This window comes from Hymenobacter setariae (genome assembly GCF_007713685.1).
GTDB classification, from domain to species: Bacteria; Bacteroidota; Bacteroidia; order Cytophagales; family Hymenobacteraceae; genus Hymenobacter; species Hymenobacter setariae.
Genome location: NZ_VMRJ01000004.1, coordinates 821,964 through 844,949 on the forward strand (window position 1 = coordinate 821,964; position 22,986 = coordinate 844,949).

Sequence of the window (22,986 nt, forward strand, 5' to 3'; positions counted from 1 at the left end):
ATTTGACTAGGTCATCAGATGCCTTTCCTGCCAGTAGTTTCGCCTTCTTATCACCATTAAGAAGCGAGCAACTGTAGCATGCCATCGGCACGAAAACGCCAGAGCGCGGCTTCAATCTTTACGATACAGTGGCCGCAACCCTACGCTTTACTAGTGAGCACACTGCCCAATTCACTCTTAGCTACGCAACAGCGTCGGCTGAGAGCTTCCTCGAAGTGACTGGTTCGACGCCTTGAGCCTGTATAGCTGCACTACCAATTATACTTCTCTTATCGGTGCGGTATACCTAGTGGGCTGGTACGCGCGCGACTTCCATCAGATTTGGCGTTTCGCGCACAATGCGCAAGGCACTACCGCGCAACGCTACGCGCAGGGCTTGGCGGCGCGTGAGCCGGCCGCGCACCGGCTGCACGGGCACATTGACTAGAGACTTGTCTGGGTAACGAATAAAGCAGCCCGTAGCGCGGGCGATGGCCTGAGCGGTTTGGTCGAAGCGCTGAGCGGGCAAGTTATACACTACCTGCTGGTCGCAACGGCCCAATTGAATGCGAGCTTTGGCTGTAGGAACTGGCTTTGAAGGGGACGGCTGCTGGGCAAGGCATACGCTGAATGCAGTCAGTGCGTGCGCCACGACTAGGCAGGAAAGAAGGCGAATGGAAAGCATGCGTGAATATAGGCGGTCTTATACTCTAGGTAGAAGATAGGCTTTCGATTAATGGCAGCTACCGCTTACTAGTCAGTAGCTGCTACCTGTTTACGTCTTCATGCTATGCTTGTGCGGCCCTGAGCGGAAAACTCGCGTTACCGCTAGCTCTAGTGGGACCCAATGCACCCAAATAAAAAGATGGGATTATAGAAATTCGTGCTTTCGCCGCTTTCTTCGCACCTACTTGTGGGTTAATTACTTACTGGTAGCATTACTTCACTTTTTATTTGTATAAACGCTTGACCCACCTGTTTACTCCTATTCTTTATCACTTACGAACGCTACCAAAAAAAATTACCCATGTCGGGCAAGGAGGCTTATTCTTATTAGCCCTTGTGCTGCTAAGTACAGTTGTTAAAGCCCAGGTAACGGTAGCCAGTCGGCAGCCGGCTCGGCACTCGGTAGCCGTTGCGCGCAACACGAACGTTACAGTAAGCTTCTCACAGGCTATCGCAATAAGGACTACTCTTAACCTGAAGGTGTATGGTGCGCTGCTAGGTGGCAAACGCCCTGGCAGTGTAGCTGGGGGTGGCACAGCCACGCTCACCTTCACGCCAAACCAACCTTTTGCCCCAGGCGAGCTAGTAAGCGTGAGCGTACCAGCCTCCCTCACCAGCACTGGCGGTGCGACCGTGGCTCAGCAGATGTTCCAGTTCACTGCGGCTACTGGCGGAACCGGCCGCGGCTTTTTTCTAGATACGCTTATTGTAGGCAACACCAGCAACCGTGACCAAGCATTGGGTGACTTGGATGGGGATGGGGACTTAGACCTCGTGACGACCGGTTCGCTCTTTGGCTGCCGCGTGCTTTTAAATACTGGAGCTGGGAAATTCATTTTTAAAACCAGCCTATTCACCGGACAAACGCCTAGTGGGTTAACCCTGGCCGACGTAGACCAAGATGGGGACCTAGACCTGCTGGCAGGCGACGCTGACAATGCCACCGTTTCCGTGTGCCTCAATGATGGCACCGGCAGTTTTATCGATGCCATAACCGGGGCCCAGAATGCGCCAGTAGGTCGCCAACCGGTAAGCGTAGCGGCGGGCGACCTGGATAGCGATGGCGACCTAGACTTTGTAGCGGCTAATGCCGGGTCCAGCTCGGTTACCGTGTGGTATAATACGGGTAGCCTACCCCTACTATTCACCAAGACCAGTACCATTGGCATAGGCAGTAGACCTTCAGCCGTGGCCCTGGCCGACATAGACAACGACGGTGACCTAGACCTGCTAACTACCCACCCTGGCGCTGCTGGCACAGCTCTGGGTGAGGTTCACATCAGCCGCAATAATGGGAATGGCGCGTTTGGCGGCTACAACATTGTGACGGTAGGTTCTCAGCCAGCCGAACTGGTCTTGGCTGATTTGGACAGCGATGGTGACCAAGACCTGCTAACGGCCAACACTGGCGCCGCCAGCGTAAGTGTGCGCCTCAATAATGGGAGCGGCGGCTTCACAGGCACCACCACGCTGGCGCTGCCGGCCGGCAGCACGCCAACTGGCCTGCGCACTGGCGACCTAGATGCCGACGGCGACCTCGACCTCGCGGTGGCCCAGGGCACAGGCGGACGGGTAGTGACTTTTTTAAACACGGCAGGTGTCCTCGCAGCGCAAGCCCGACCCCTGCGCCTACGCCGCGACTTAGCTAGCCCCACCGTATCGGTAGGCGTAGTGCTGGGCGATGTGGATGGTGACCTTGACCTCGACCTTATCACTTCTGATGGTGGGGGCCAAGTTATATTAAGCCTAAATGCCAGCGTACCCCCTGCGCTCCCCGCTCCTACTATCAGTGCACTTACTCCGGCAACTGGGCCGGTGGGCAGCACAGCTACGGTTAGTGGCACGAATCTGACCGACGTGGTGGGCGTGTACTTCAATGGCTTGGCTGCCACAAGCTTTGTGCTGAATGGCAGCGGCACTGCCCTCGATGCGACCGTGCCCGCTGGAGCTACTACGGGACTAGTAACGGTCGTAACTGATGAAGCTGGCACCGCTACGTCCCCTACCCCCTTTACCATTGTCGTGCCGGTGCCGGTGCTACTGACGGGTATCACGCCGGCTCGCAATAGCCGCAGTGCAGACCGCACCACCAACGTAGCAGCTACCTTCACGGTACCTATCACGGCGGCTACGGCCGGCAGCCTGCGGGTGGTAGGCAGTCTACTACAGGGGCGGCGCCGAGGCGGGCTCACGGGGGCGGGCACCCCCACGCTTACGTTTGACCCCACGCAGGACTTCGCTCCCGGGGAGGTAGTAAGCGTGACATTGCCGGGTAGCCTACGTGGCACTGATGGCAATGCTGTTGCCCGGCAAGTAGTACAATTTACGGCCGCAGTAGGCGGCACGGGGCGGCATGACTTTTTCACTACCAGCACTCTAAACGTAGCCAGCACCTACCCCGGCCGGGTTGGCGACTTTGACAACGATGGCGACCTAGATTTGGCCGTGCCAGACTACACAGTTGGGGTTCAGCTCTACATTAACGACGGAACGGGCACCTTCACCAACGGCCCCACGCTAGCAGGCCGCGCGCTTAGCCTGGTAGTGGGCGACGTGGATAACGACAGTGACCTTGACCTGGTGGTGCAAACTAATAGTGGGACCTATCAGCTGTGGCTCAACGCTGGCAACGGCGCTTTTGCCAAAGGCAATACGGTGCCATTTACATCCACCCCCCAGCTAACGGCGCTCGCCGACGTGGATGCAGATGGAGACCTTGACTTACTTAGTACCTATAGCTCAACGCTTATTGTGTTGGTTAATGATGGAAGTGGTGGCTTCGGCACCCCGCTCTATTCATCGCTTAATGGGGCCGCTACCGACTTGGCCCTAGGTGACGTGGACAATGATGGAGACCTCGACCTTGTGCTGTGCGGCAGCCTTGTAGGTGGCTACCAAGGCATTGGGGTAAACCTGAACGACGGCTCCGGTAGCTTCAGTGGCGCACCCTTCGCGCCGCTATACCACTATGCCTACCACCTGGCCCTAGGTGACGTAGACAATGACGGGGACCTCGACTTAGCGGTGAATACGGCCTACTCAAATCAGGTGCTTATTCTGCCCAATAAGGGCACCGGCAATTTTGACTTAAGGGCTCCTCTAGCTACGCTGGCCCTAGCCGCGCCTTGCCTAGCGCTAGCCGATACCGATGCCGACGGCGACCTCGACTTGGTGTCTTACGCTGGCGTGGGCCTCAATGATGGCTCTGGGGCTTTTCCGCAGTTGGTAACTACCACTGACGCGGGCATTAACTCACCCTCTTGGCTAGCTCTGGCCGACATGGACGCCGACGGCGACCTCGACCTGCTTACCAACGACCAGTATAACGTCGTGCGGATTAAGCTTAATCGTCCTGGCCCACCGCCTACTTTGACCGGCTTGACACCCAGCAGCGGCGCCGTAGGCAGTAGTGTATTGCTGACTGGCATCAATGTGCAGCTAACTACTGGCGTTACCTTCAACGGCGTACCAGCTCCTTCCTTTACGGTGCTATCCGCTACGCAAGTGGTAGCCACGGTGCCCCCTGGCGCTACTACTGGCGCCGTAGTGCTGCAGGCAGCCGGGGGCACAGCAGCCGCCCCAGGCCTCTTTACCGTAACGCAGCCACTTAATGTAGTTGCGCTAAGCCCCGCCCGCCATACGGTAAGTGCACCCCGGCCAGTGGCCATTAGCGTCCGCTTTTCACAACCTGTAGCCGGAACTTCGGCCGGTGAGCTGCGCGTATTTGGCAGCCGGCAGGGTGGCCGACTAGCCGGCACGGTAACGGGCGCCGGCACTAGCACACTGACTTTCACGCCTACTGCCCCGCTAGCAGCGGGTGAGGCCGTTAGCCTCGTCATTCCTGACCGCCTAGCAAGCACCACCGGCAGCCAAGCGGTTCACCAAGTTAGCCAGTTTACCGTAGCGACGGCGGGCACCGGTACGGGGCTACTGCTACCGGGCGTGGGCCGCTCGCTAGCAGCCTATGGCTCGCGCTATGGCTTCGCCGTAGGCGATATAGACGGCGATGGCGACCCTGACGTGGCCACAACCACCGGAAGGGTGCGCTACAACAATGGTGAAGGCGCGTTTCCTGACAGCTCCCTTTATTCGCTGTTTCCGGGCAGTAATCCGCGCAAGGTGGCCCTAGCTGATGTAGACGCCGACGGCGACCTTGATTTGCTTTCTACTAACGGCCACCTCTATTTAAATGATGGGCGCGGAGGCCTAACGGAGCAACCACTCCTTGCGGGACTCTCTGATGATGTGCGCGACCTAGCCGTGGGCGACCTCGACAGCGACGGCGACCTCGATTTATTGGTTCCGAACTACGCCCGTGACAGCGTCTATGCCTTGTTCAACGATGGAGCCGGCCACTTTCCAGTAGGGCTAGGCACGGCCGTAAGTCGCCGGCCAGTGGGCCTTGCACTAGGTGATATAGATAACGATGGTGACTTAGACTTTGTAGTGACTAGCGAGGGCATAACGGCAGCTTCGGTGAGCATTGGGCTGAACACTGGCATTGGCAGCTTTGTGGTGGGACCGGCTGCCCCCGCGGGACCTAACGGATTAACCCAACTACTACTGGCCGACCTGGACGGCGACCACGACTTGGACCTCGTTACCAATAATGGCAGCTTATTTTTAAACGACGGGTTGGGTAGCTTTGGTAGCAGTCAGCCCGTACCGGCCGGTAATGGGGTCGCACTAGGCGACCTCGATGCCGATGGCGACCTCGACTTAGTCGTTGCCACTAGCGGGGAGCTGGATGTGCGTCGCAACAACGGGCTGGCCCAATTCAGTGGCACTGAGCGCGTGAGCCTAGGCAGCACCAGTGTAGCGCACGACCCGCTACTGGCTGACCTCGATGGGGATGGAGACCTCGATGGTTTAGTTGCCAACGCTACTGGCTACCCCGTACACGTATTACTGAATCAGCGCCTAGCTGTACCAACTATTACCTCTTTCGCGCCAGAGGCCGACCTACCGGGCGCTACCGTTACCATTACCGGCACCGACCTAGTAGGTACTACCAGCATTTCCTTTGGTGGCGTGGCGGCGCCCGACTTCACTCTCGTTACTGCTTCTCGCATCGTGGTGCGCGTACCGGCCGGGGCTCGCACTGGCTCGCTACAAGTAGTAAATGCCAGCGGTACAGCTACGTCGGCCACAGCTTTTACGGTGTTGGAGCCGGTGGCCATCAGTAGCTTCAGCCCTAGCCCCTACGCAACAGTGCCGCGCACTACGGCCGTGCTGGCAACCTTCGGCCAGGCGATGCCTACTGCCACAGCTGCCAACTTAGCAGTATTTAGTCAGCGCCGAGGTGGGCTGCTGGCGGGCAGCCGCAGTGGGATGGGTAGCCCTACCCTCAGTTTTACTCCTGCCAAAGCCTATGACCCCGGCGAGCAGTTGAGCGTGAGCATACCGGGCTATACCTTAGGTAACAGCCGGGTAGCAAAGCGAGCCTTTCAGTTTACCGCGGCTGTGGGCGGCACAGGACAGGGCTATTTTGCAACTCCCTCAGCGATATCAAGCGGTTCGCTCGCTACGATTATGGGTGACGTAGACGGCGACGGCTGGCTAGACCTGCTACAAGCAGATTACAACAACGTGCTGCTGCGGCGCAGTACCGGCCCCGCTACCTACGGCCCCAGCACAGTCATCCTGAGCTATACCAATACTAGCGGCTCGGTGGGTAATATGGCCCTAGGCGATGTGGACGGTGACGGGGACCTGGACCTGGCTGTTACCGACAAGCTAAATAATCTAGTGAGCATTTGCCTCAACAACGGCAGTGGCACTTTTGCAGGGCCCACCAGCGTACCCGTCAGCGACGCCCCCCAGCGAGTAGCGCTAGCCGACCTCGACGCCGACGGCGACCTGGATTTGCTTACCGTAAACAGCGGCTACTATGCTGCCACATTGAGCGTACGCTACAACGATGGCAACGGGAAATTTGACAGCAATAGCGGCGCTGACACCCTGATTTATCCCTATGGCTATGATACTGTAAGTCAACTGCGCGTAGCTGACTTTGACAATGACGGCGACCTAGACCTGTTCACGACCATTGGCGCCGGGGTAGGAGGCATTGGAAGCTTTTTGTGGCTCAACGACGGGCTGGGCCATTGGACAGCCGCGCCTGCTACCTTGAGGGTGCCGTATGGCTTTTTTCATGTGTCGGAAGTAGGGGACGTGGATGGGGATGGCGACCTCGATGTGGTATTTATGGGCTGGGGCGAAACAGCTTACTCGGTGAGTGGCTTCGGGAATGCTTGGGTTAGCGTCAATCTCAACGATGGGACAGGCCGCTTTACAGCTACTGGCTTTTGGGCCGGTCGGGCAATGGAGAGCGTGGTACTAGGTGACGTAGATGCCGACAACGACTTGGATATGGTACTTCTGGCTCCCAACTTCTTGACGGGCGAAGTGCGGCTCAACAACGGCCAAGGCAACTTTAGCAGTGTATTCCAAACGTTTACTATACCCTACCAATATTATCGCCCACAGCTACTGGACCTTGATAGCGATGGCGACCTCGACCTGCTGCAAACCTACCCCTACCACCAAGTGCTGCTTAATGGTCTTTACCCCACGCCGGCCATTACCAGCTTCACGCCGGCTCGCGGTATTGAGGGCACGAGCGTGACCATCACAGGGGTTAATTTTCTAGACGTAAAGGCAGTGAAGTTCAACGGCGTGTCGGCCGTTAACTATAAAGTGGTATCGGCTACGCAACTCATTGCGAAGGTGCCTGTAGGAGCCAGTACCGGCCGGCTCACGGTACATACGCTGGGTGGCACGGCTACTTCAGCTACCGACTTTACAGTGCTAACCCCCGTTCTGCTAACCGGGTTTGTGCCGGGCCGCAATGCTATAGCCGCCCCGCGCAGCCAGTCAATTAGCTTCACTAGCAATCAGGCTATCACGACGGCCACAGCCGGCAACCTGCGGGTATTTGGCAACCAGCTACGCGGCCGACGGCCGGGTGCACTTACCGGGGGTGACACCCCTACGCTCACATTTGACCCTGCTCAGGACTTTGCGCCTGGCGAGCAGCTGAGCGTGAGTTTGCCCGGCACCATGCTCACGGCCACCGGCGGAGCCGTGCGCCCGCAGGTGCATCAGTTTACCGCTGCTGTGGGAGGCACCGGGCGGGGTTCTTTTAAGGTTGGCTCCGAGGTGGCCGTGATGGGCTACACGTATGCACTAGTTACAGGCGACCTGGATAATGACGGCGACCTCGACCTACTTACGTCAGACCAGGATGCTACCGGCTATGGCTTGCGCTTACTGCTCAACGATGGACAGGCAACCTTCACCCCAAGTACTTACATCAACACGGGTAGTACGCAAGCCGTCGTGTATGCCGAGCTAGGCGACCTCGACGGCGATGGCGACCTGGACCTAGTGGCGACCACCAGCGGCGGTAATCTCACTGTGTGCCTCAATAATGGTAATGCGACATTTGCCGCTGCTCAGCCAGTACGCATACCTAGCGCTCGGTTTGCGTTGGGCGACCTTGACGCTGATGGTGACCTCGACTTATTAGCCTTAGAGCTGAGCTACGGTACCCTAAGAACTGCCCTTAATGATGGCCAGGGATTTTTGCTGCCTACTACCAGCTCGCTATTGGCATCAAATCCGGTGATGGTTACCCTAGGTGACGTAGACGGCGATGGCGACCTCGATGCCGTCACCGCCAGTACGGTTAGCGGGGTTCACGTGTACCTGAACGATGGGGAAGGCGCCTTTACCGAGGGGTCTGGGGTAGGCACGGCCTACACGGTAATTGGCGTGGCGCTAGGTGACCTCGACGCTGATGGTGACCTCGACATCGTCGCTGGTTATAATGATTACAACTACTCGAATGCAGGGCTAATCACGATGCTCAATAACGGAGCGGGTAGTTTCGCCCGTGGCACGCCGTATCAGCTTGCTGGCCAGCGCCTAGTTCAGGTGCAGTTAGCCGACGTAGACGCCGACGCCGACTTAGACGTGCTGGCCGTAAGCAGCACCAGCGGGAATGTCTTGGTTCGGCTTAACAACGGCCAGGGTGTTTGGTCCGGTAACCAGGCAGTAGCTGTGCACTATAACCCTACCCGCTTGGCAATGGGTGATTTTGATGGTGACGGCGACTTAGACTTTACGACTGCGCAGGCAGTCTCCGGCACCTGCTTTATCGACATACGGCTTAACCAGGCGCTGGCGCTAGCTACGACGGCCGCCGTACCTGCCTCACTGGTCACTCTCTACCCTAACCCAGCCCACGGCCAGTTTGTGCTGGCCGTGCCTGCCAGCATGCGCGCAGCAGCGGCTACTGCCTCACCGCTGCGCCTCTACAACGGCATCGGACAACTCGTGCTGGAACAGCCGATGCACCTAAGCGCAAACGGCGAGCAGACACTGGACATCGCAGCTCTACCAGCGGGCATGTATCACTTGTGTCTGCCGCTGAACGGACACATCAGTAGTTATAAGCTACTTGTTTATTAATTGCGTACTTGGCAAATAAGGGGGTAAGGCCACTTGGCTAGCAACTAGATTGTCTTACCTCCTTACAGCAAATTGAGTAACTTGGGCTTTCTACTGGTGGGGCCTGAAACCTACTATCCCACCCGCCCCACCTACGCACACAACCGGATACTCCTACCTCATGCAAAAAAGCTACTAAGCAGTTATCATTGCCCACGTGGTGGTCGTGCTACTGTGGCTACTATTGTTGTTATTAATAAGAAAACCCTAGCTACCCTTATCGTGCTCCCCCCTATTCCCGCCGATGCCAAGCGCATCAACATCAAGTCTACCAACGAAGTCAACTACTGGTGCCGCACCTTCAACTGTACCGAGACTCGCCTACGCAATGCCGTTCTCGCCGTGGGTTCGCTCTCGGCCGACGTGCAGCAGTACCTGAATCGTTAATTCTTACTGGTTCCGTCAGAACATAGCTATTTCTTTAGCTAGCAAGCAATACACCCCTTTATTTCCCACACCCTCAAAGGGCTGTCTTCACCAACGTAAAGCGCACCGCCTGTTGCCCAAGATATCCTGCAACTCGTAGGTTTCCAGGCGTGGCAGTAGGTGTGAGCGTTGCGATTAAGGTGTCTGGCCGTGGTGTAGGACGGCGCCAAACTACGCGCAGCTGTTGCCCCTCGTAAGTGTAGTTGCCGAACAAGCGTCGCTTGGTATCGTTGAACTCAAACACACAGTCGTGGTCAATATCTAGGTACACCGTCGTCAGTACGCTGTCTTGACAGGAGCGGGCCGCTAGGCGCTGCCCATCAAACTGGATGTTGCGCACGGCATATTTACCCGTGAGCTGCGGATAGGTATCCGGAAACTCGTGGACGCTTAGCAAAAGCAACGGCCCGTACAGCACTGATAAGCGGAGCAGCGTGCGAACCAGGGGCCGGCGGATGGCGAGTCGGGGCAGGTGCGGGGGCGTGCGCAGAAAAACCGTGACTAGCAACTCGTAATCCAACCCTAGCAAATAGAGCAAGCCTGCTAGGTGAATCAGCGCCTGCCAAAACACCCCCGTAGGCAGGCGGTAGAAATAATCGATAAGCAGGATATTAACCATTACCGGCAGCAGGGTTAGCACACCTAGCAGCCGCGTGCGGTGAAACAGCAGCAGCAACGCGCCCCCAATTTGCAGCGCCCCAATTATGCATCGGTAAGGGTAGGAATAGCCAAAGTAGGCCCACGTCAAATCTTCGCCGGAGAAGCTTCGGAAGGGTAAATCCAGCATACCCAGCGGCACGAAGAATTGAAGGTTAAAAATCTTTTGCCATCCGATAAGGGCCAAGTCGAAGGCCACGGCGTACCGCAGCAGCCCGTGCCAGAAGGCTAGAATAGGCATATCGACCGGTCGCCCCGCTGGCTGCTGCTGCCAGTAAATGCCATAGCTAATGGCCCCTACCAGCACAAGTACGGCCCCAGTGAGCAAGCCGGCATACGGAGCCCAGGGGCCAACAACCCACCGGCCGACGCGCAGCAGTACGGCGCCGGCAACTAGGCCAGCCAGGGAGCAGAGCAAGAGTTTAGCGCCCTTACCGGGGCGAAGCGTGAGCGGGGTCATGTGGGCAGCAGTTAAGTGAAAGCCCAAACCTCGCCCTACCCCGCTAGCACCGCGTTCGGCGTTATCCAACCGAACCCATTGGGGGTAGCCAAGCACTACCGGGCGCTGGGGCATTCCCGGCCCGCACCTGCTGCAAAAACTGGCTAGGAGTCAATCCCGTCACCTTTTTAAAGGTGGTGTTAAATGTAGTCTTGGAGCTAAAGCCCGCTTCGAAGGCAATGCCCACCATGCTTAGGTGTTGGTGCTGAGCCGAGGCCAGCAGCCGCTGAGCTTCGGCCACCCGGTAGGCGTTAATGAACTGGAAAAAATTGACTCCGAATCCCTCATTGAGCACATAGGAAAGCTCGTGGGTGGAGAGGCCGGCTCGCTGCGCGAGGGTTGGTAAGCTTAGGTCAGCTTCTAGGTATACTTTCTGGGTTTCTAATAGCTGGGACAACTGCTGTTGCCAGTAAGCTACCTGGCTTGGCGAGAGGCGCGCCTGCTTGGGGGAGCTGGGAGCTAGGTCGGGTAGCTGCGGCACGTCTTCTTGCCATAGCTCCTGAATCTCGGCTCGCACCGGGGCTGGAAAGGCAAATACCTCGCGCTGGCGCAAGGCGTAGTAAGCTAGGTAAAATACCGCTCCTAGGTAGCCAAGTGGGGTGAGCATAAGCACCCAACCTAGGTGGAAAAACAGCTCATTCAGCCACAGCCCCACTAGCAGGGCCAAGCCCCACAGCACCTGCTTGAGCCACTGCAAATTAACTAGCTCTGGCTGCGCTGTAAGCTGGAGCAACTGGCGCTGATGCTGCTGCAGGGTCAGATACGCCGCCAGCCAGTAGCCAATGGCCTGCACCTTGGGAGCTGCGAAAACTAGTGTACGCCACACTCCACCCGGCAGCCGCGCCATGCCCACCGGCCCTAAGCCTAGCAGGGCGGGCAGCATCAGTACTAAAAACGACAGCCAGGGCAGAAAATGTAAGGCGTCGCGCCACTGCCACGAGCGATTGGGCGCGGTGAACTGCACAACGCTCAAGTAGAAAGCCGGCGCCATCGCAAGGCGCGTGACTTCCAACCAGCCACCCAAGCTTGGGTACTGCGTGGCCAACGCCGTACCCGGTAGCACGCGGCCCAGCAATACGCACCCCACGCACCCCAAAAAAATCCCTAGCCACCGATTAGCCAGCCGATTCGCACGAAGCGCGTTTGTACTCAGCAGAAAGGCAAGTAGCAATACGCCACCACAGGCAAGGGAGTACAGCATGGGGCAGGGCAATTAGGGTGGTAGAGGTCGCTTGCTAGCGAAGATAAAAGAGGTAGTCCTTGCGAGTGAGCTCTTGGGACTAATGATGCGCTTAGCACCGAGCTAAAAGTACTCGGGCAGACAATGCACGCCGATGGGCATGTTCTAGCGCTAGCCCTCCTAGGTCACATCGAGCACGCTGCGGTAGCCGCCTTCCTTATCGGAGTACCATAGCACTTGGTGAAAGGTGTACTCCATAGGCCGGCAGTTTAGAAACGAGCGCTGATAGATTGGCAAGGCCACGACATAAGATATTCTGCTTGCTGTAAACGCTCACCATGTCGTGTTTTACCAACTTTTGGGAGCGTATCACTGCCCTTTCTAGCATTGATGGGCAATTGAGTAGCACTTAAAAAAGAGAAAACAAGACGTTAGATGCAGCATTAACTCAACGTTTAATGTACTAAAAAATAGCACACTGTCCTTTTCACGACCTCCTTTACCTGCCGACTTTTGTATCATCCAATTACAGTCCTATTATTCTAGTCCGCATATTCTAGGTCCCATTATTCAATTCCAGGAAGGCAACCACCACAGACACAGAAGCCCTACCGAAGTACCGGTAGGGCTTGCGTGTTTTAGAATGCCTGCTTGCGTGAAGCCTGCCAGCGTAAATGGCTAGCTTGGGTCTACAGCAAGGGGAGCATCAGTAATGGAAAAAGCCTGTACGTAGCGCTTATGGATAATTACTACTCTTGCCTAGGTAGTCTGCCGGCGGCACTGACGCAGCCACTGCTTGGCTTCTTCTACCTCGCGAAAGATTTGCAATTCGAAGGGTAGTTGCTGCAGAGGATGAGAGGAAATAGTATCATCATGGCGGTCGGCCTGGATGATGTGGGCTACGTAGCGCAGGCCCATGCGCCTGGCCTGCGGCGCCCATACATCATTGAGCCAATCGAGGCTATCAAACCAGGGCCCGCGAAGCCCAGAGTTATCATTAAGCAGCAGTGCACAAGGCTGCTGCACGGCATAAAGTAGATAGGCCTCGGCGCCTTCTCGGGCTTCAAGGGGGTCGACGTACCCTTTCCAAACAGTAGTGAGCCACTGCTCATCTTCATTGTAAAGGAGGGTACAGGTGCTATTATCCTTGGGGTCAGTATTAACGTTGAGCAACATGCAAAAGGCTACAAAAAAGGAAGGAGCCCGGCGTAAGATGGTTCGGGCGGGCTAGGGCGTGGTAATACCTGGGCGCAGGTGCGGCTGAAGGTGCGCAGCAGGGGCAGCAAGCTAGGCTCGGGGATGGGCACCTGCGGCAGCAGCAGTTGATAATGGTTAGCCTCTAGGTAGCTGATAAGCCAGTAAAAGTCCTGACTACGAGACTTGGTGAAGACCATGCGCCAGTCGGTAAACTCGCGACGAGCGCTAGTGCCGCGGCACAGCACCTGCACGTGGTGGTGGCGCGGGTCGCGCTCGATGCGGGCAAACAGGCGGTTGACTTCCTCGGGACTACCCTCTAGCACCTGCACGAAGTGGCCCTCATCGTAGCACAGCAGGCCGGTGATACTGTGGCGTTTGTTGTAGGCGCGCGCCTGCTCCAGCAGGTCGGCCAATTGCTCGTCGTGGAAAGGCCGAATGGCGGCACTACAGTAGAGCAGGTAGTCTACGGCCTGTTCCGGAGCAATGACTTGCTCAGCAGCCGAGGGGGTGAGCCGCGCCAAAGCAATGGCCCATTCCAGCGCCTGGTGCGACAAGGAGAGGGAAAACGGGGTCATAGCAGCAGTACGGACACATAGCGGCGGGGTTGATAGTTTTTTAACACATAGGTCCTGTAGTCAATCCTTCCGAACTGTAGGATAGGCACAAAAAAGCCCCGTGGTGGACGGGGCTTTTTCTATCACTTGGCTAGGTCCGATGGGCAGAGAGGTTAAGATACTCCTACTGTTTGACCGGTTTGGGAGCAGTAGCTAATTTCTCCTGAATATCTTCTCGCAGCACCCGAATGATGTCTTCTTTGGTCAAAAGGTATCTGTTATCACTTGGGTTGTCTGTGTATTGGTACCAATACCAATTTTCCTCTAGTGCCAATAGGTTAGCTGGCAGATGGCGTATTTTAATGAATTCTGTTTTGTTCGCTGAAGTACTGACCAATTGCACGTAGTCGTACTTCCCGTCTCCCATTAACTGGTGGCCAGGCTGACGATCGCTGGCTGTTGGAAAGGCCGCATGCCCTTCTGCATAGAGAAAGCCAACCACTGGCGCCCTCATTGCTAAAGCCGCCAACAAGACATATTGCGCAGAGTCGATGCGGAATAGCTGATTAGTGTACACTTGGTCATAGCCCGCTTTTGTCATTTCCTCCACTAGAATAGGAGTAATGTCATTCCAGCGCAGCCAGCCAGTTCCTAGCTTTCGACTTTTGAGTTTATTGACAGGTCCTACCACACCACCTTTCATCGAAGTGGGGCCTACATAGTAGCTGTAGTAATTATGGTTATTGATTTCTGCCCGTTGCGCCAAGCCGGGGAAGGCGAAGGCAAGCAGGAAAACCAAGGGTAAAAATTTCTTCATGTAGAGCGAAGATAGAAAAAGCCTCGCGAGGAGTGCAGCTTGCGCAGTGCTTAGCGCAGGGGCACCGATTTGGTCCTGACCGTAAAATCCTCGGCGGCCATGTCGGTGTAGTGAATAAGCACGTGACCCGGATGGGCGCTGTCGCGCGCAATGGCAACGGTATCTTGCTCCCACTGGTCGCAATGGGTAGAGAAGGGGTCCACGCCTAGCTGCCAGCCGCCAGGGCGATAGGTGAGCACGAAGTAGCGACTCCAGCAGCCCATAAACCATTCTGGGGCAATGCCCACGTAGTCGCGCTGACTGGCACCTAGGTGATGGTAGACGGTCAGTGTGCCACCGATGGCCGTTTCGAGGGCGTACGGACGCAAGGCCGGGTTAGAACTGGTGAGATAGCTAGTACACGCGCCCCCCACGCAGTTTACTTCTGTAGAGTCTACTTCGGGTGGCACAAGCCACACATATTCGGCCGTGCCGTCGCCGTCAAAATCGCCCTGCACGGTGCCTTCAGGAATACGTACCCGCGCGATAGGCTTGGCTGACGGATGAGGAGCGGGCGAGGCCGCAGCTGGCTGGCGAGTGGGCTGTGGCTCACACGCGACAGCCAGACTGAGTAGGCTGCCCCATAAAAAAACGTGTTTCATCGAGGGTGAAGATAGAAAAAGCCCCGCGGTGAGCAGGGCTTTTGGTAATCTGTCGGTACGATTAGCTAGGCATGTACTTTATAAATAAACCTGCTAAAGCAGTGCTGGTGAAGAGCGCGAGGGCAAAACGATTGGCCCACTTACGGCACTGGGGTGACTGGCGGCGGCTGTCAATGAAGATGGGAAAAGCAATTGGAATCATGGCGAAGAAGAAGTAACGTGTACTACCTCTATCGCTGCCGAAGCTGCTCTATTACAAAACACGAGCGCACTCTACTAGATGCGAAGCATCTCCCCTATTGGCGGGGTGTTCGAGGTTTACGAGGAGCAAAGACTAGCCAAATTAACCAACCCAATAAGATAGAAGGGCCACAGGAAAGTATAAAGATGAGCGCGACATCCTCAGGTAGTAATTTAAATGTCTCCATGCGCTAAAATACTCAGAAGGTTTAACTAGGCTTCGTGGGGGGCGACATGTCTCGCTTGCTGGCGAGGTGCTCGGGGTTTGACGTGGATATAGCCCAAAAATTCTCTTGATTGCATAGCGAGGCTCAACCTGGAGATAAGCCACTTAAGTCTGGAACTGTAGGGTCTACGGGTAGTGGCTTCACGTAGGGCTTGCGGAAATACAGTTTGCGGGGGTATTTGCGCAGCACCGTGATTGGCACCATCAAGCTCACCTTCACGGGCTGCCTGTTTTGCCGGCCGGGTTCAAAACGCGGCAGGCGGTGTACCGCCTTCAGTACAGCAGAATCAACAGCAGCATTCAGCCCCTTCAAGAGGCGTACATCCTGAATATCGCCGGTTTCGCTAACAGTTAGCCTCACATACACCCGCCCCTCCTCCGTGCGAGGTGACACTACTAGTCGCCGCTGCACCGCCTCCACTACCGGGTACAATCCTGCTGTGCCGGGTAGGTGAGGCATCTCCTCCACATTAGGTATAGACTCTATCGGCTTCGCTTATATAGGTTTCAGTAGACGCTGGCCGTGTGATACGGTGGGCGGGCTCGGCGGCGCGTAGCTTGTCGCCGCTAAGGTAAGGCGGATTGACGCCGAAGGGCACGGCGACGCCCTCATGCCACGCCACACCGCGGTTGCTATCGGCGTCAAAGGAAATGGCGGATACAGCTTGCCACCACGCTTTGAGTTTCGGCCTTGGCTCATATAGGTTATCGCGGCCGATGTGCCCTAGGTATTGGTCAAAGAACAACAGGCGGGAACGGTATATTTCTAACTCAGCGGGGACTGGGTCATTATCCATAAAAGAAGAGCCCTCCTTGACCGTAACCGTATAGTTGCTGTCCGTATAGGCCACATCAGACGAGGTACTGCCTAGACTGAGCTTAAAAAGCAAAGGTGCCGCGAGGCCCACCAGCACGGCCTGCATGGTAGCCAAGATAGGTACGCGCGTCACCTGCATGCGGCGACGCGTGCCCGCCAACAGCCCACTAACCAGCAGTACCCCGCAAAACAGGCCTAGCGACCGAAACGTCCAGTCGCCCAGTGTCAGGACGGGTAGTACAAGGGCCAACAGGCACAGCGCCGAGGTGCCCCAATGCAACCAGCGTAACAGCGGAAACACTTCTTCGGCCAGCACGCGGGGCAGCCCCCATATTAAAGCGATATAGGCCGCACAGGCGAGTAGGCAGTAGAAATAATCCATTAGTGTTGGGAAGCCAGCGCCCTCCGCAAAAGCTCTGCCAACAGTAGCGCTTACTAACCTAGGCTTTTCCTACTGACAGGGTGGGTACGGGGCTCGTGGGTGGGCATAAATAAGGTACCTGATGAGCGGCAACAATTTATTAATTAGCTACTCAACACCACTATAGCGCCCAACATAGCCACAGCTATAGCTGCTATCCCCGCTATGCGCACTGGCATTGGCCGAAATCTGCGAGCCCATACTAAACCGTTGAGCAGCAAAAATGCTAGCAGCAATAAGGTAAGACTACTCTCTGGGTAAGCGGTAGAAAAACGTAGCCATGTAAGTAGTAGCAGAGGAATACCTACCACGTAGGGCACCCCCGCCCACTGCGGCCAACTATAAATCACAATAAGAAAGCCAGTAATGACTAGGATGGTCACCCCCAACATAACCAGTGCGAAATAGAACTGCGCTTCTCCAAGCGCACTGAGCGCGTCGGCGTGGGCCAGGCAAGGATAGAGCAGCAATAGGGGCAGCAAGTAGCGTTGTTTCATAGAAGCACACTTGGCAAAAGCTCTGCCAAGTGCGCTTTTGCTAGGGGTTACTTTTCTACTCGCGAGATGCTTAGGGCTGCACGGAGCAAGAAAAAAGCCCCGTAGTGAGCGGGGCTTTATTTTAACGCTTTGGTGATGGGCAGGAAGTCCTGCCCTATATCCGCAGCCGCTAGGCTGCCAGGCTTAAAGCGCTTGGATGCACTAGGGAAAGATTACGAAGCATCACTTGAGCCTGACGGGCTTGGTGCAGTTTACGCTGCAGGTGACGGCGCTTTGCCAATGCTTGCGGAGCGCTTACCTGTGAGGCGAGGTGACGCAAGTGCTTTTTCAGCAACTGAATGTCGGCTTCCCAGTCTTGGATGAGTAGAGAAAATTCGTTCATAGTAGAGAGCGGTAAGGTAGTAGAAGGTAGAAGTGCGAGGTGCGTAACATCGCACCTACGGTTGAGCTTGGGTAACTGGATTGCGGATGCCGGCTTACGCTGAAAAATTTTACAGCACAGCCGATTGTGGCAGGGCACAGAGGCAACTGCCAGCATAAGAAAGCCCCGTGGAGTGTGGGGCTACTTCTCTATTGGTAAGGTGTTATTTATCTTCGGCCCATCGCTCCTATACCCTGATGAATCCGCGCAAGAACGACATACTAGCTTCTAACCTACTATTCACGGCTCTTGCGCTCTCATTAGGCGAAACGGTATACTTCATGACGCAAGCGGCACTACATCGGTATTATATACCTGCAGGCAGCCTATGGAAGAGTTGGGTGCTCTGTTTACTGGAGGCGCTAGCTCAAGTTATCCTTTTTCGGGCCGTCCGCCGGGGGGAGTGGCGTGCTAAGGTGGTTGTGCTACTAGCCAGCCTCTTCTATGCCTATATGGGTACCCAACTGAACTATGGCTACGTGGCAGGTATGGCCTTTTGGCACCTAGATAGCTGGGCACTACTGAAGTTGCTTAGGTGCCTGCTGGTACTGGCGGGCCTAGTGCTGATGTTTACCAAACCTCGGGTGACCAACGGGTAGATAAGTAGAAAAGCCCCGTGATGAGCAGGGCTTTTCTGAGATATGGCCTAGGCTGACGAAATAAATAACGGGTTTCGATAGTGCGCCGGTTACCATCTATCGTCACACTCGTGACGTTAACGCTAACGCAACTGCCCTACCTGCTCGTGAAAGAGGAAGTACATGGTCTGATAAAAGCGCATCTGGCTATAGTCTTCATACGCTTCAAAAGTGAAGCTGCGGTCAACCTCGACCCTGGCATTAGTGTTCTGGAATACAACAGCATCGCCTGAAATAAGCGCAGTTCCTACCAGGAAGGGACTCAACACACCTAGTATCCATCCCTACGCCTTAGCCAAGGAATGCTCTTGGGGCAAGAGTTGGTGTAGGCGCAAGCGCCCTCTAGCAAGCCGCCCCCCAGTAGCTAGGCTACCGTGAAGAGTGGATAGTGGAGCTCTAATTCGCCGGTAACGAGCACTAGGCAGAATAGGGCCGAGCCGGTGGTAAGCCAATGCAGCCACCGCACCGTGAGGCCGCTAGCGAATCTGACTCATCGGTGGATGCGAAAGCGTAATCAAAACCTCGAATGAGGCCCAGACACTAACTACGCAGTCACAGCAGGCCATCGACCAACGTAGCCGAGAAGCCTATAGCCCGCCCCAAGGGAAGAGCTGAATTGCCTCAGCCCTACAGACTATAGAACCTCTCCCATTGCCTTCTGCCTATTAATTACATGAGTCTCTACGATGACCCCGCTGTGTAGGCTAGCGAAATAGCCGACTACCTCGACCAACTACAGCAGCGCATCCAACCCAATTGCGATAGCGCCAACAACAGTGCCCGCCACCATCAACCAGAACATGAGCTTTATCCTGTTGCCCAAGAAGACCCAAGTAAATAGGCAGTTGAGTAACGCCGCAAAGCTTACTGCTGCTATTACTACGACAGCTAGCGCCCAATACCAGGAGATGGCGATGGAAATAAGTGCAGAAAATAGAACTGTCAAGGGCACAGCCTAAAAGTACATTGCCTACTGCTGCGCACCGCTTCTCGAGTCGATGCTATCCTTACTGCTTTTTGCGAATAAAGAGCAGAACGGATGCTGAGCTAGACGTTCCCAGCGTCGTATCGAAAGTGGACTGCAATTGATACCCCTGCTTGTACAAATCGGCCACTACCTGCTGCAGGCCGGGTCCAATCAGCGGCCGCTTCTCACCTCGCCCATAGTTGTCGAAATCTAGGCTCTCCTCTTTTCCCCCGGGTCGCGTGATGGTGACAAGCGTGCGGGGATAGCTAGCCGTCACGCGCACTACTGTCACGTCTACCTCTGTCGAGCCACCCGTCTGCGCCATTACTGGTTGCGAAGCTAATGCTACCAGGCACGCCCCTAAGAACAAGAGTTTTTTCATGGCCGCTAATATACCCCGAGCTCCCACCCCACTACCACGCCCGCCAAGCCCTAGGTAGCGACAGCCTTTACCCCAACAAGGTCACCGCCCGTCTCGCCTTGATGAGCTTAGCCCAGTGGCAACGCATCGAAGCCTTCCTCAAACAAAAGGGCTTCAAGCCGTACTAAGCCTACTTATCCTACCCTTGATTTTAGGAACGAAATTATTTGTGTAATCAATTAATATTTTGCATTTTAGCTACACACACAAGCTTACCTATGCTACCCGTCTACCACCCTATCGAGCACGTTCCCGCCCCGCCTCTCATGCCCATCCTCATGGTCACGCCAAAGGGTACTCTACTTACACTCGTCTACTAGCCGGTATTACTTATGCCAATCGAGCCCGGTTTTTAGTAGCTCTGTTCTGAGCTTAGCAAGCGCTACTCTTCATCTGGCTATATCGGTAGAACTATGGCTTAAACCATTTCTAATACTGTTCCTCAGTTATCACTAGCCCCGCACCAGGTGTCACGTGCCCGTGGTGGTCGAGCATGATAGCAACGGCACCATCCTCCCGGTGCTTTACATGTAGCTCATAACGCTGGCCTACGCGAAAACCAGCCCAGCCGTCGCCTACGGCGGTAGCTGTTTCGCCAATGAGGGTGTGCGTATTGGTCATGAGGTTAGTTAAAGCAAAAAGAGTGCTTCCACCAGAGCGCAATTGCTGGACGAACCGTGACGGGCTCAGTGGGTAGATAAGCACTGTCGCGTTGGGCCCTGCTGCGTGCTATGAGCGCTAGGCCTTGTATCGTGGGCTTGTTGGGTAACGAGAAATAGGCCATGTTTCGAGTAAACAAACACGCTAAAAAAAGGGCTGCCTGGGTGCAAAACATAAAAAATGCCCTTAGCGAGTATGCTAAGGGCATTTTAGTGGGCCCACTTGGTCTTAGGCCTTTACCTAGGCTGCCCTACTATACCCCTACCTTACTGCCTCTTTACCAGCCCAATCGACATTCCGCCACCCGTGTACTTGGGTGCATTTTGGGTCTTTATGGGCTTAGATTTGGGTGCATTTTCTGCTTTTGCACCCAGTACCGTTTTCCAGGCCTTAAGCAGCGCCGGTCCGTAGCGCTCAAGCGCGTCATGACCGTAGACGCCGGCGTGGCCGAGGGCTTTCTCCTTCAAGTTTGTATCGCCGCCGGAGCCCAGCATTATCATGTCAGCCCCGGTATGGCGCGCCGTGTGGGTCGTGACTACTTGCCAGAGTGGCACGACTTCTTCCGTGGCTTCCCCTTGTACGTAGCGCACGCGCACAAAGTCACGCGTCAAGCCAGCACGCTCCATGAGCAGCTTCATGTAACGGTTGCGGTGCTGCTGCACCTTCACGGGTAGCTGCCCGTCATACTTGGCCCAAATACTGGCTGCCAGCGGAGGTAAGGGTAGCCGCACCTCGTCACCGGTTTTTACCTGCCGAATGCTGAGCACGGGCGTCGGGCCCACGCCCGGCAGGTCGAGCGTAGTGACATGGTGGGGCTTGAGCTGGCGCAGGTCTGAGTCGCGCAACATGAGCAGGGTTTGTAACAAGAACATATCGCGCTCTTGAATGAGAATTTCCTGCTCGAAGAGCGGCAAGTTAATGAGTTTGCGCAGCTCGGTTGCCTGCAAGGCCGGGGAGCGGCCGTAGCGCACCTGCATCTTGAGCCAGCTCGGCACGGCCAGGCCCGCTAAGCGGAAGCACTCGCGCAGAAATTTAACGTGCTTGATGGTGGTGCTGTCCACCAGCCCTAGGCTCGCAACGTGGGCCATATAGTCGAGGTATTCCTTGCGAGTGAGCGTTGTGATGGGCCACTCGGCGCGGAAGGCCTCCAGGTGGGCTACGACTTGCTTATAGCGCCGGGCCCCACTTGTACTTTGGTGCGGATTCTCAGCCAGCCAGGCCACATGAAAGTCAGTGGGCGTCGTTAGCTTGGGAGCTTGACTCTTTACCCGCTTTGGTTTGACAGGCGGCACGAACACTTCTTCGTTGGCTGCGGCTTGCAGCTGGACTTTCTCTACTTTGTCGACGAGCGCCGCGAGCTTGGCATTGTAGATAGCCGCCTGCGGGTCTTTGGGGTTAACGACGCGCTTGGCCCCAGGCTGAAAGTGCTCGGGCAGGCAGCTCACGCCAGTGGGCATCTTTTGGCGCTGGCCTTCCCACGTCACATCGAGGATGATGCGGCAGCGTCCCTCTTTGTCGGGGCGTGATAGGACCTGGCGGAAGGTGTACTCCATAGGCCGGCAAGTTAGCACCGAGTGCTAGTAGTGTTAGCAACAAAAAGCCCCACTTGGCTAGTGGGGCTTATCTGACTTCACAGTGAGCTAGACAACAAGCTGCTTGCCTGTGCTAGCGCATCACTTGCCTAAATGGGCTAACCGCAGCGGGGGCGCTGGCCCGCCAGGAGAGACGGGCGAATAGATTATGTGGCAGCAGCAGCGCCCCGTAGAGCACCGTTGCATGGGACTGCGGCCGCGACTGCCAGAACGTAGTCAGCCAGTTTTCTTCTGCTGGCGAGAGAGGTGGCATCTCTCCACGCTCACTACTGAGTTTGTCCCAGCCCCAACGCGCCAGCATTTGACCAGCATGCGAAATAAAAGCGATGAGGTCAGCTGGCTGACGGGGCCCGGTATAGTACTCCACGCTGATGTAGAGGCCCTGCGGGTGGGCGAGTAATTGACCTACCGAATTCTTGAAGTAGTTGTGTGATACTTTGGAAGAAGTAGCAGTAAACACAGATTTATTAGGAAGGATTTTTTAATGAGTTATCGCACTAACTGAAAGAGATTTATACCATGTCAATGGTCGTGCTAAATTATATCAGAAAGCACAATAAATGGCAAGGCGCGGATTGCCCTTAGCCCCTGTTCAGCAGAAGTGCGAATAGCCCAGGTTAAAATAGAAGAAGGCCCGCTAGCACTAGCTGGGCCTTTTGAGAAAATCTTTTATGTCTCATTTAGCCGGCTACGACGCAAGGCAGAGAGGCCTTCGTGAGGTGATGAGGCAAGAGCCCGGTGTTTAAGCAAGAACTAACAGGACGGTAGCCGCCTAATATACCCTTTCATAAATGTACTAAAAATTAGCACATTGTCCTTTTAACAGCCCTGTTTAGCAGCCGAAATTTGTATTATTCTATAACAGTCCATTTATTCTCGTCCCCTCAATTTAGGTC

The 22,986-nt window shown here is 55.7% G+C and carries 18 protein-coding genes; 2 read left to right on the forward strand and 16 right to left on the reverse strand.

Translation table 11 applies throughout. The annotated features are described in order from the left end of the window. Window positions 1-286: 286 nt before the first annotated feature. Window positions 287-541: a hypothetical protein gene (locus FNT36_RS18265; protein WP_144850602.1), complete on the reverse strand. Its 255-nt coding sequence runs from the start codon at window positions 539-541 to the stop codon at window positions 287-289. Between the two features lie 500 nt (window positions 542-1,041). On the opposite strand from FNT36_RS18265, the gene FNT36_RS18270 reads away from it, so the two are divergent. Then, the gene (locus FNT36_RS18270) at window positions 1,042-9,180 is read left to right on the forward strand and encodes an FG-GAP-like repeat-containing protein (protein WP_233636034.1); all 8,139 of its coding nucleotides are present in this window, start codon (window positions 1,042-1,044) and stop codon (window positions 9,178-9,180) included. 261 nt (window positions 9,181-9,441) lie between these two features. After that, window positions 9,442-9,606 carry a DUF3606 domain-containing protein gene (locus tag FNT36_RS18275; RefSeq protein WP_233636035.1) on the forward strand — a complete coding sequence of 55 codons (165 nt, stop codon included), beginning with the start codon at window positions 9,442-9,444 and terminating at the stop codon, window positions 9,604-9,606. A gap of 73 nt (window positions 9,607-9,679) precedes the next feature. Here the strand turns inward: FNT36_RS18275 and FNT36_RS18280 are convergent, their stop codons facing one another. The 15 genes from FNT36_RS18280 to FNT36_RS18345 form a co-directional block, all read right to left on the reverse strand. Beyond that, on the reverse strand, window positions 9,680-10,762 hold the full coding sequence (locus FNT36_RS18280) for a hypothetical protein (protein ID WP_144850606.1): 1,083 nt from the start codon (window positions 10,760-10,762) through the stop codon (window positions 9,680-9,682). Between the two features lie 61 nt (window positions 10,763-10,823). Continuing rightward, complete coding sequence (locus FNT36_RS18285; protein WP_233636036.1) at window positions 10,824-11,888, reverse strand: helix-turn-helix domain-containing protein; 1,065 nt, start codon at window positions 11,886-11,888, stop codon at window positions 10,824-10,826. Between the two features lie 273 nt (window positions 11,889-12,161). Continuing rightward, window positions 12,162-12,284, reverse strand: coding sequence for a hypothetical protein (locus FNT36_RS25840; protein WP_262712176.1), 123 nt, complete (start codon window positions 12,282-12,284; stop codon window positions 12,162-12,164). A gap of 456 nt (window positions 12,285-12,740) precedes the next feature. After that, window positions 12,741-13,157, reverse strand: coding sequence for a hypothetical protein (locus tag FNT36_RS18290; protein WP_144850610.1), 417 nt, complete (start codon window positions 13,155-13,157; stop codon window positions 12,741-12,743). A gap of 8 nt (window positions 13,158-13,165) precedes the next feature. Then, a complete protein-coding gene (locus FNT36_RS18295) occupies window positions 13,166-13,753 on the reverse strand; it encodes a BLUF domain-containing protein (RefSeq protein ID WP_144850612.1) in 588 nt (195 codons plus the stop codon). A gap of 163 nt (window positions 13,754-13,916) precedes the next feature. Next, window positions 13,917-14,549, reverse strand: coding sequence for a hypothetical protein (locus FNT36_RS18300; protein ID WP_144850614.1), 633 nt, complete (start codon window positions 14,547-14,549; stop codon window positions 13,917-13,919). Window positions 14,550-14,599: 50 nt separating this feature from the next. Further along, window positions 14,600-15,190: a hypothetical protein gene (locus tag FNT36_RS18305; RefSeq protein ID WP_144850616.1), complete on the reverse strand. Its 591-nt coding sequence runs from the start codon at window positions 15,188-15,190 to the stop codon at window positions 14,600-14,602. A gap of 551 nt (window positions 15,191-15,741) precedes the next feature. After that, on the reverse strand, window positions 15,742-16,116 hold the full coding sequence (locus FNT36_RS18310; RefSeq protein ID WP_144850618.1) for an energy transducer TonB: 375 nt from the start codon (window positions 16,114-16,116) through the stop codon (window positions 15,742-15,744). A gap of 10 nt (window positions 16,117-16,126) precedes the next feature. After that, complete coding sequence (locus FNT36_RS18315; protein WP_144850620.1) at window positions 16,127-16,855, reverse strand: hypothetical protein; 729 nt, start codon at window positions 16,853-16,855, stop codon at window positions 16,127-16,129. A 705-nt stretch (window positions 16,856-17,560) separates the two neighbouring features. Then, window positions 17,561-17,773: a hypothetical protein gene (locus FNT36_RS18320; RefSeq protein ID WP_144850622.1), complete on the reverse strand. Its 213-nt coding sequence runs from the start codon at window positions 17,771-17,773 to the stop codon at window positions 17,561-17,563. Between the two features lie 1,410 nt (window positions 17,774-19,183). Continuing rightward, window positions 19,184-19,396, reverse strand: coding sequence for a hypothetical protein (locus FNT36_RS18325; RefSeq protein ID WP_144850624.1), 213 nt, complete (start codon window positions 19,394-19,396; stop codon window positions 19,184-19,186). A 61-nt stretch (window positions 19,397-19,457) separates the two neighbouring features. Then, window positions 19,458-19,799, reverse strand: a complete 342-nt coding sequence (locus tag FNT36_RS18330; protein WP_144850626.1) for a hypothetical protein — start codon at window positions 19,797-19,799, stop codon at window positions 19,458-19,460. Window positions 19,800-20,267: 468 nt separating this feature from the next. Further along, entirely contained in the window at window positions 20,268-20,459 is a 192-nt protein-coding gene (locus FNT36_RS18335; RefSeq protein ID WP_144850627.1) for a hypothetical protein, read from the reverse strand. 305 nt (window positions 20,460-20,764) lie between these two features. Beyond that, window positions 20,765-22,051 (reverse strand): hypothetical protein, encoded by a 1,287-nt coding sequence (locus FNT36_RS18340; protein WP_144850629.1) that lies wholly within the window; start codon window positions 22,049-22,051, stop codon window positions 20,765-20,767. A gap of 112 nt (window positions 22,052-22,163) precedes the next feature. Continuing rightward, on the reverse strand, window positions 22,164-22,550 hold the full coding sequence (locus tag FNT36_RS18345; protein ID WP_144850631.1) for a hypothetical protein: 387 nt from the start codon (window positions 22,548-22,550) through the stop codon (window positions 22,164-22,166). Window positions 22,551-22,986 lie beyond the last annotated feature (436 nt).

Coding starts and splice junctions, on each gene's coding strand:
- FNT36_RS18305 (WP_144850616.1), bottom strand. CDS start 15,190: ATGAAACACGTTTTTTTATGGGGCAGCCTACTCAGTCTGGCTGTCGCG.
- FNT36_RS18295 (WP_144850612.1), bottom strand. CDS start 13,753: ATGACCCCGTTTTCCCTCTCCTTGTCGCACCAGGCGCTGGAATGGGCC.
- FNT36_RS18320 (WP_144850622.1), bottom strand. CDS start 17,773: ATGAACGAATTTTCTCTACTCATCCAAGACTGGGAAGCCGACATTCAG.
- FNT36_RS18300 (WP_144850614.1), bottom strand. CDS start 14,549: ATGAAGAAATTTTTACCCTTGGTTTTCCTGCTTGCCTTCGCCTTCCCC.
- FNT36_RS18280 (WP_144850606.1), bottom strand. CDS start 10,762: ATGACCCCGCTCACGCTTCGCCCCGGTAAGGGCGCTAAACTCTTGCTC.
- FNT36_RS18330 (WP_144850626.1), bottom strand. CDS start 19,799: ATGAAAAAACTCTTGTTCTTAGGGGCGTGCCTGGTAGCATTAGCTTCG.
- FNT36_RS18335 (WP_144850627.1), bottom strand. CDS start 20,459: ATGACCAATACGCACACCCTCATTGGCGAAACAGCTACCGCCGTAGGC.
- FNT36_RS18310 (WP_144850618.1), bottom strand. CDS start 16,116: ATGCCTCACCTACCCGGCACAGCAGGATTGTACCCGGTAGTGGAGGCG.
- FNT36_RS18315 (WP_144850620.1), bottom strand. CDS start 16,855: ATGGATTATTTCTACTGCCTACTCGCCTGTGCGGCCTATATCGCTTTA.
- FNT36_RS18340 (WP_144850629.1), bottom strand. CDS start 22,051: ATGGAGTACACCTTCCGCCAGGTCCTATCACGCCCCGACAAAGAGGGA.
- FNT36_RS18290 (WP_144850610.1), bottom strand. CDS start 13,157: ATGTTGCTCAACGTTAATACTGACCCCAAGGATAATAGCACCTGTACC.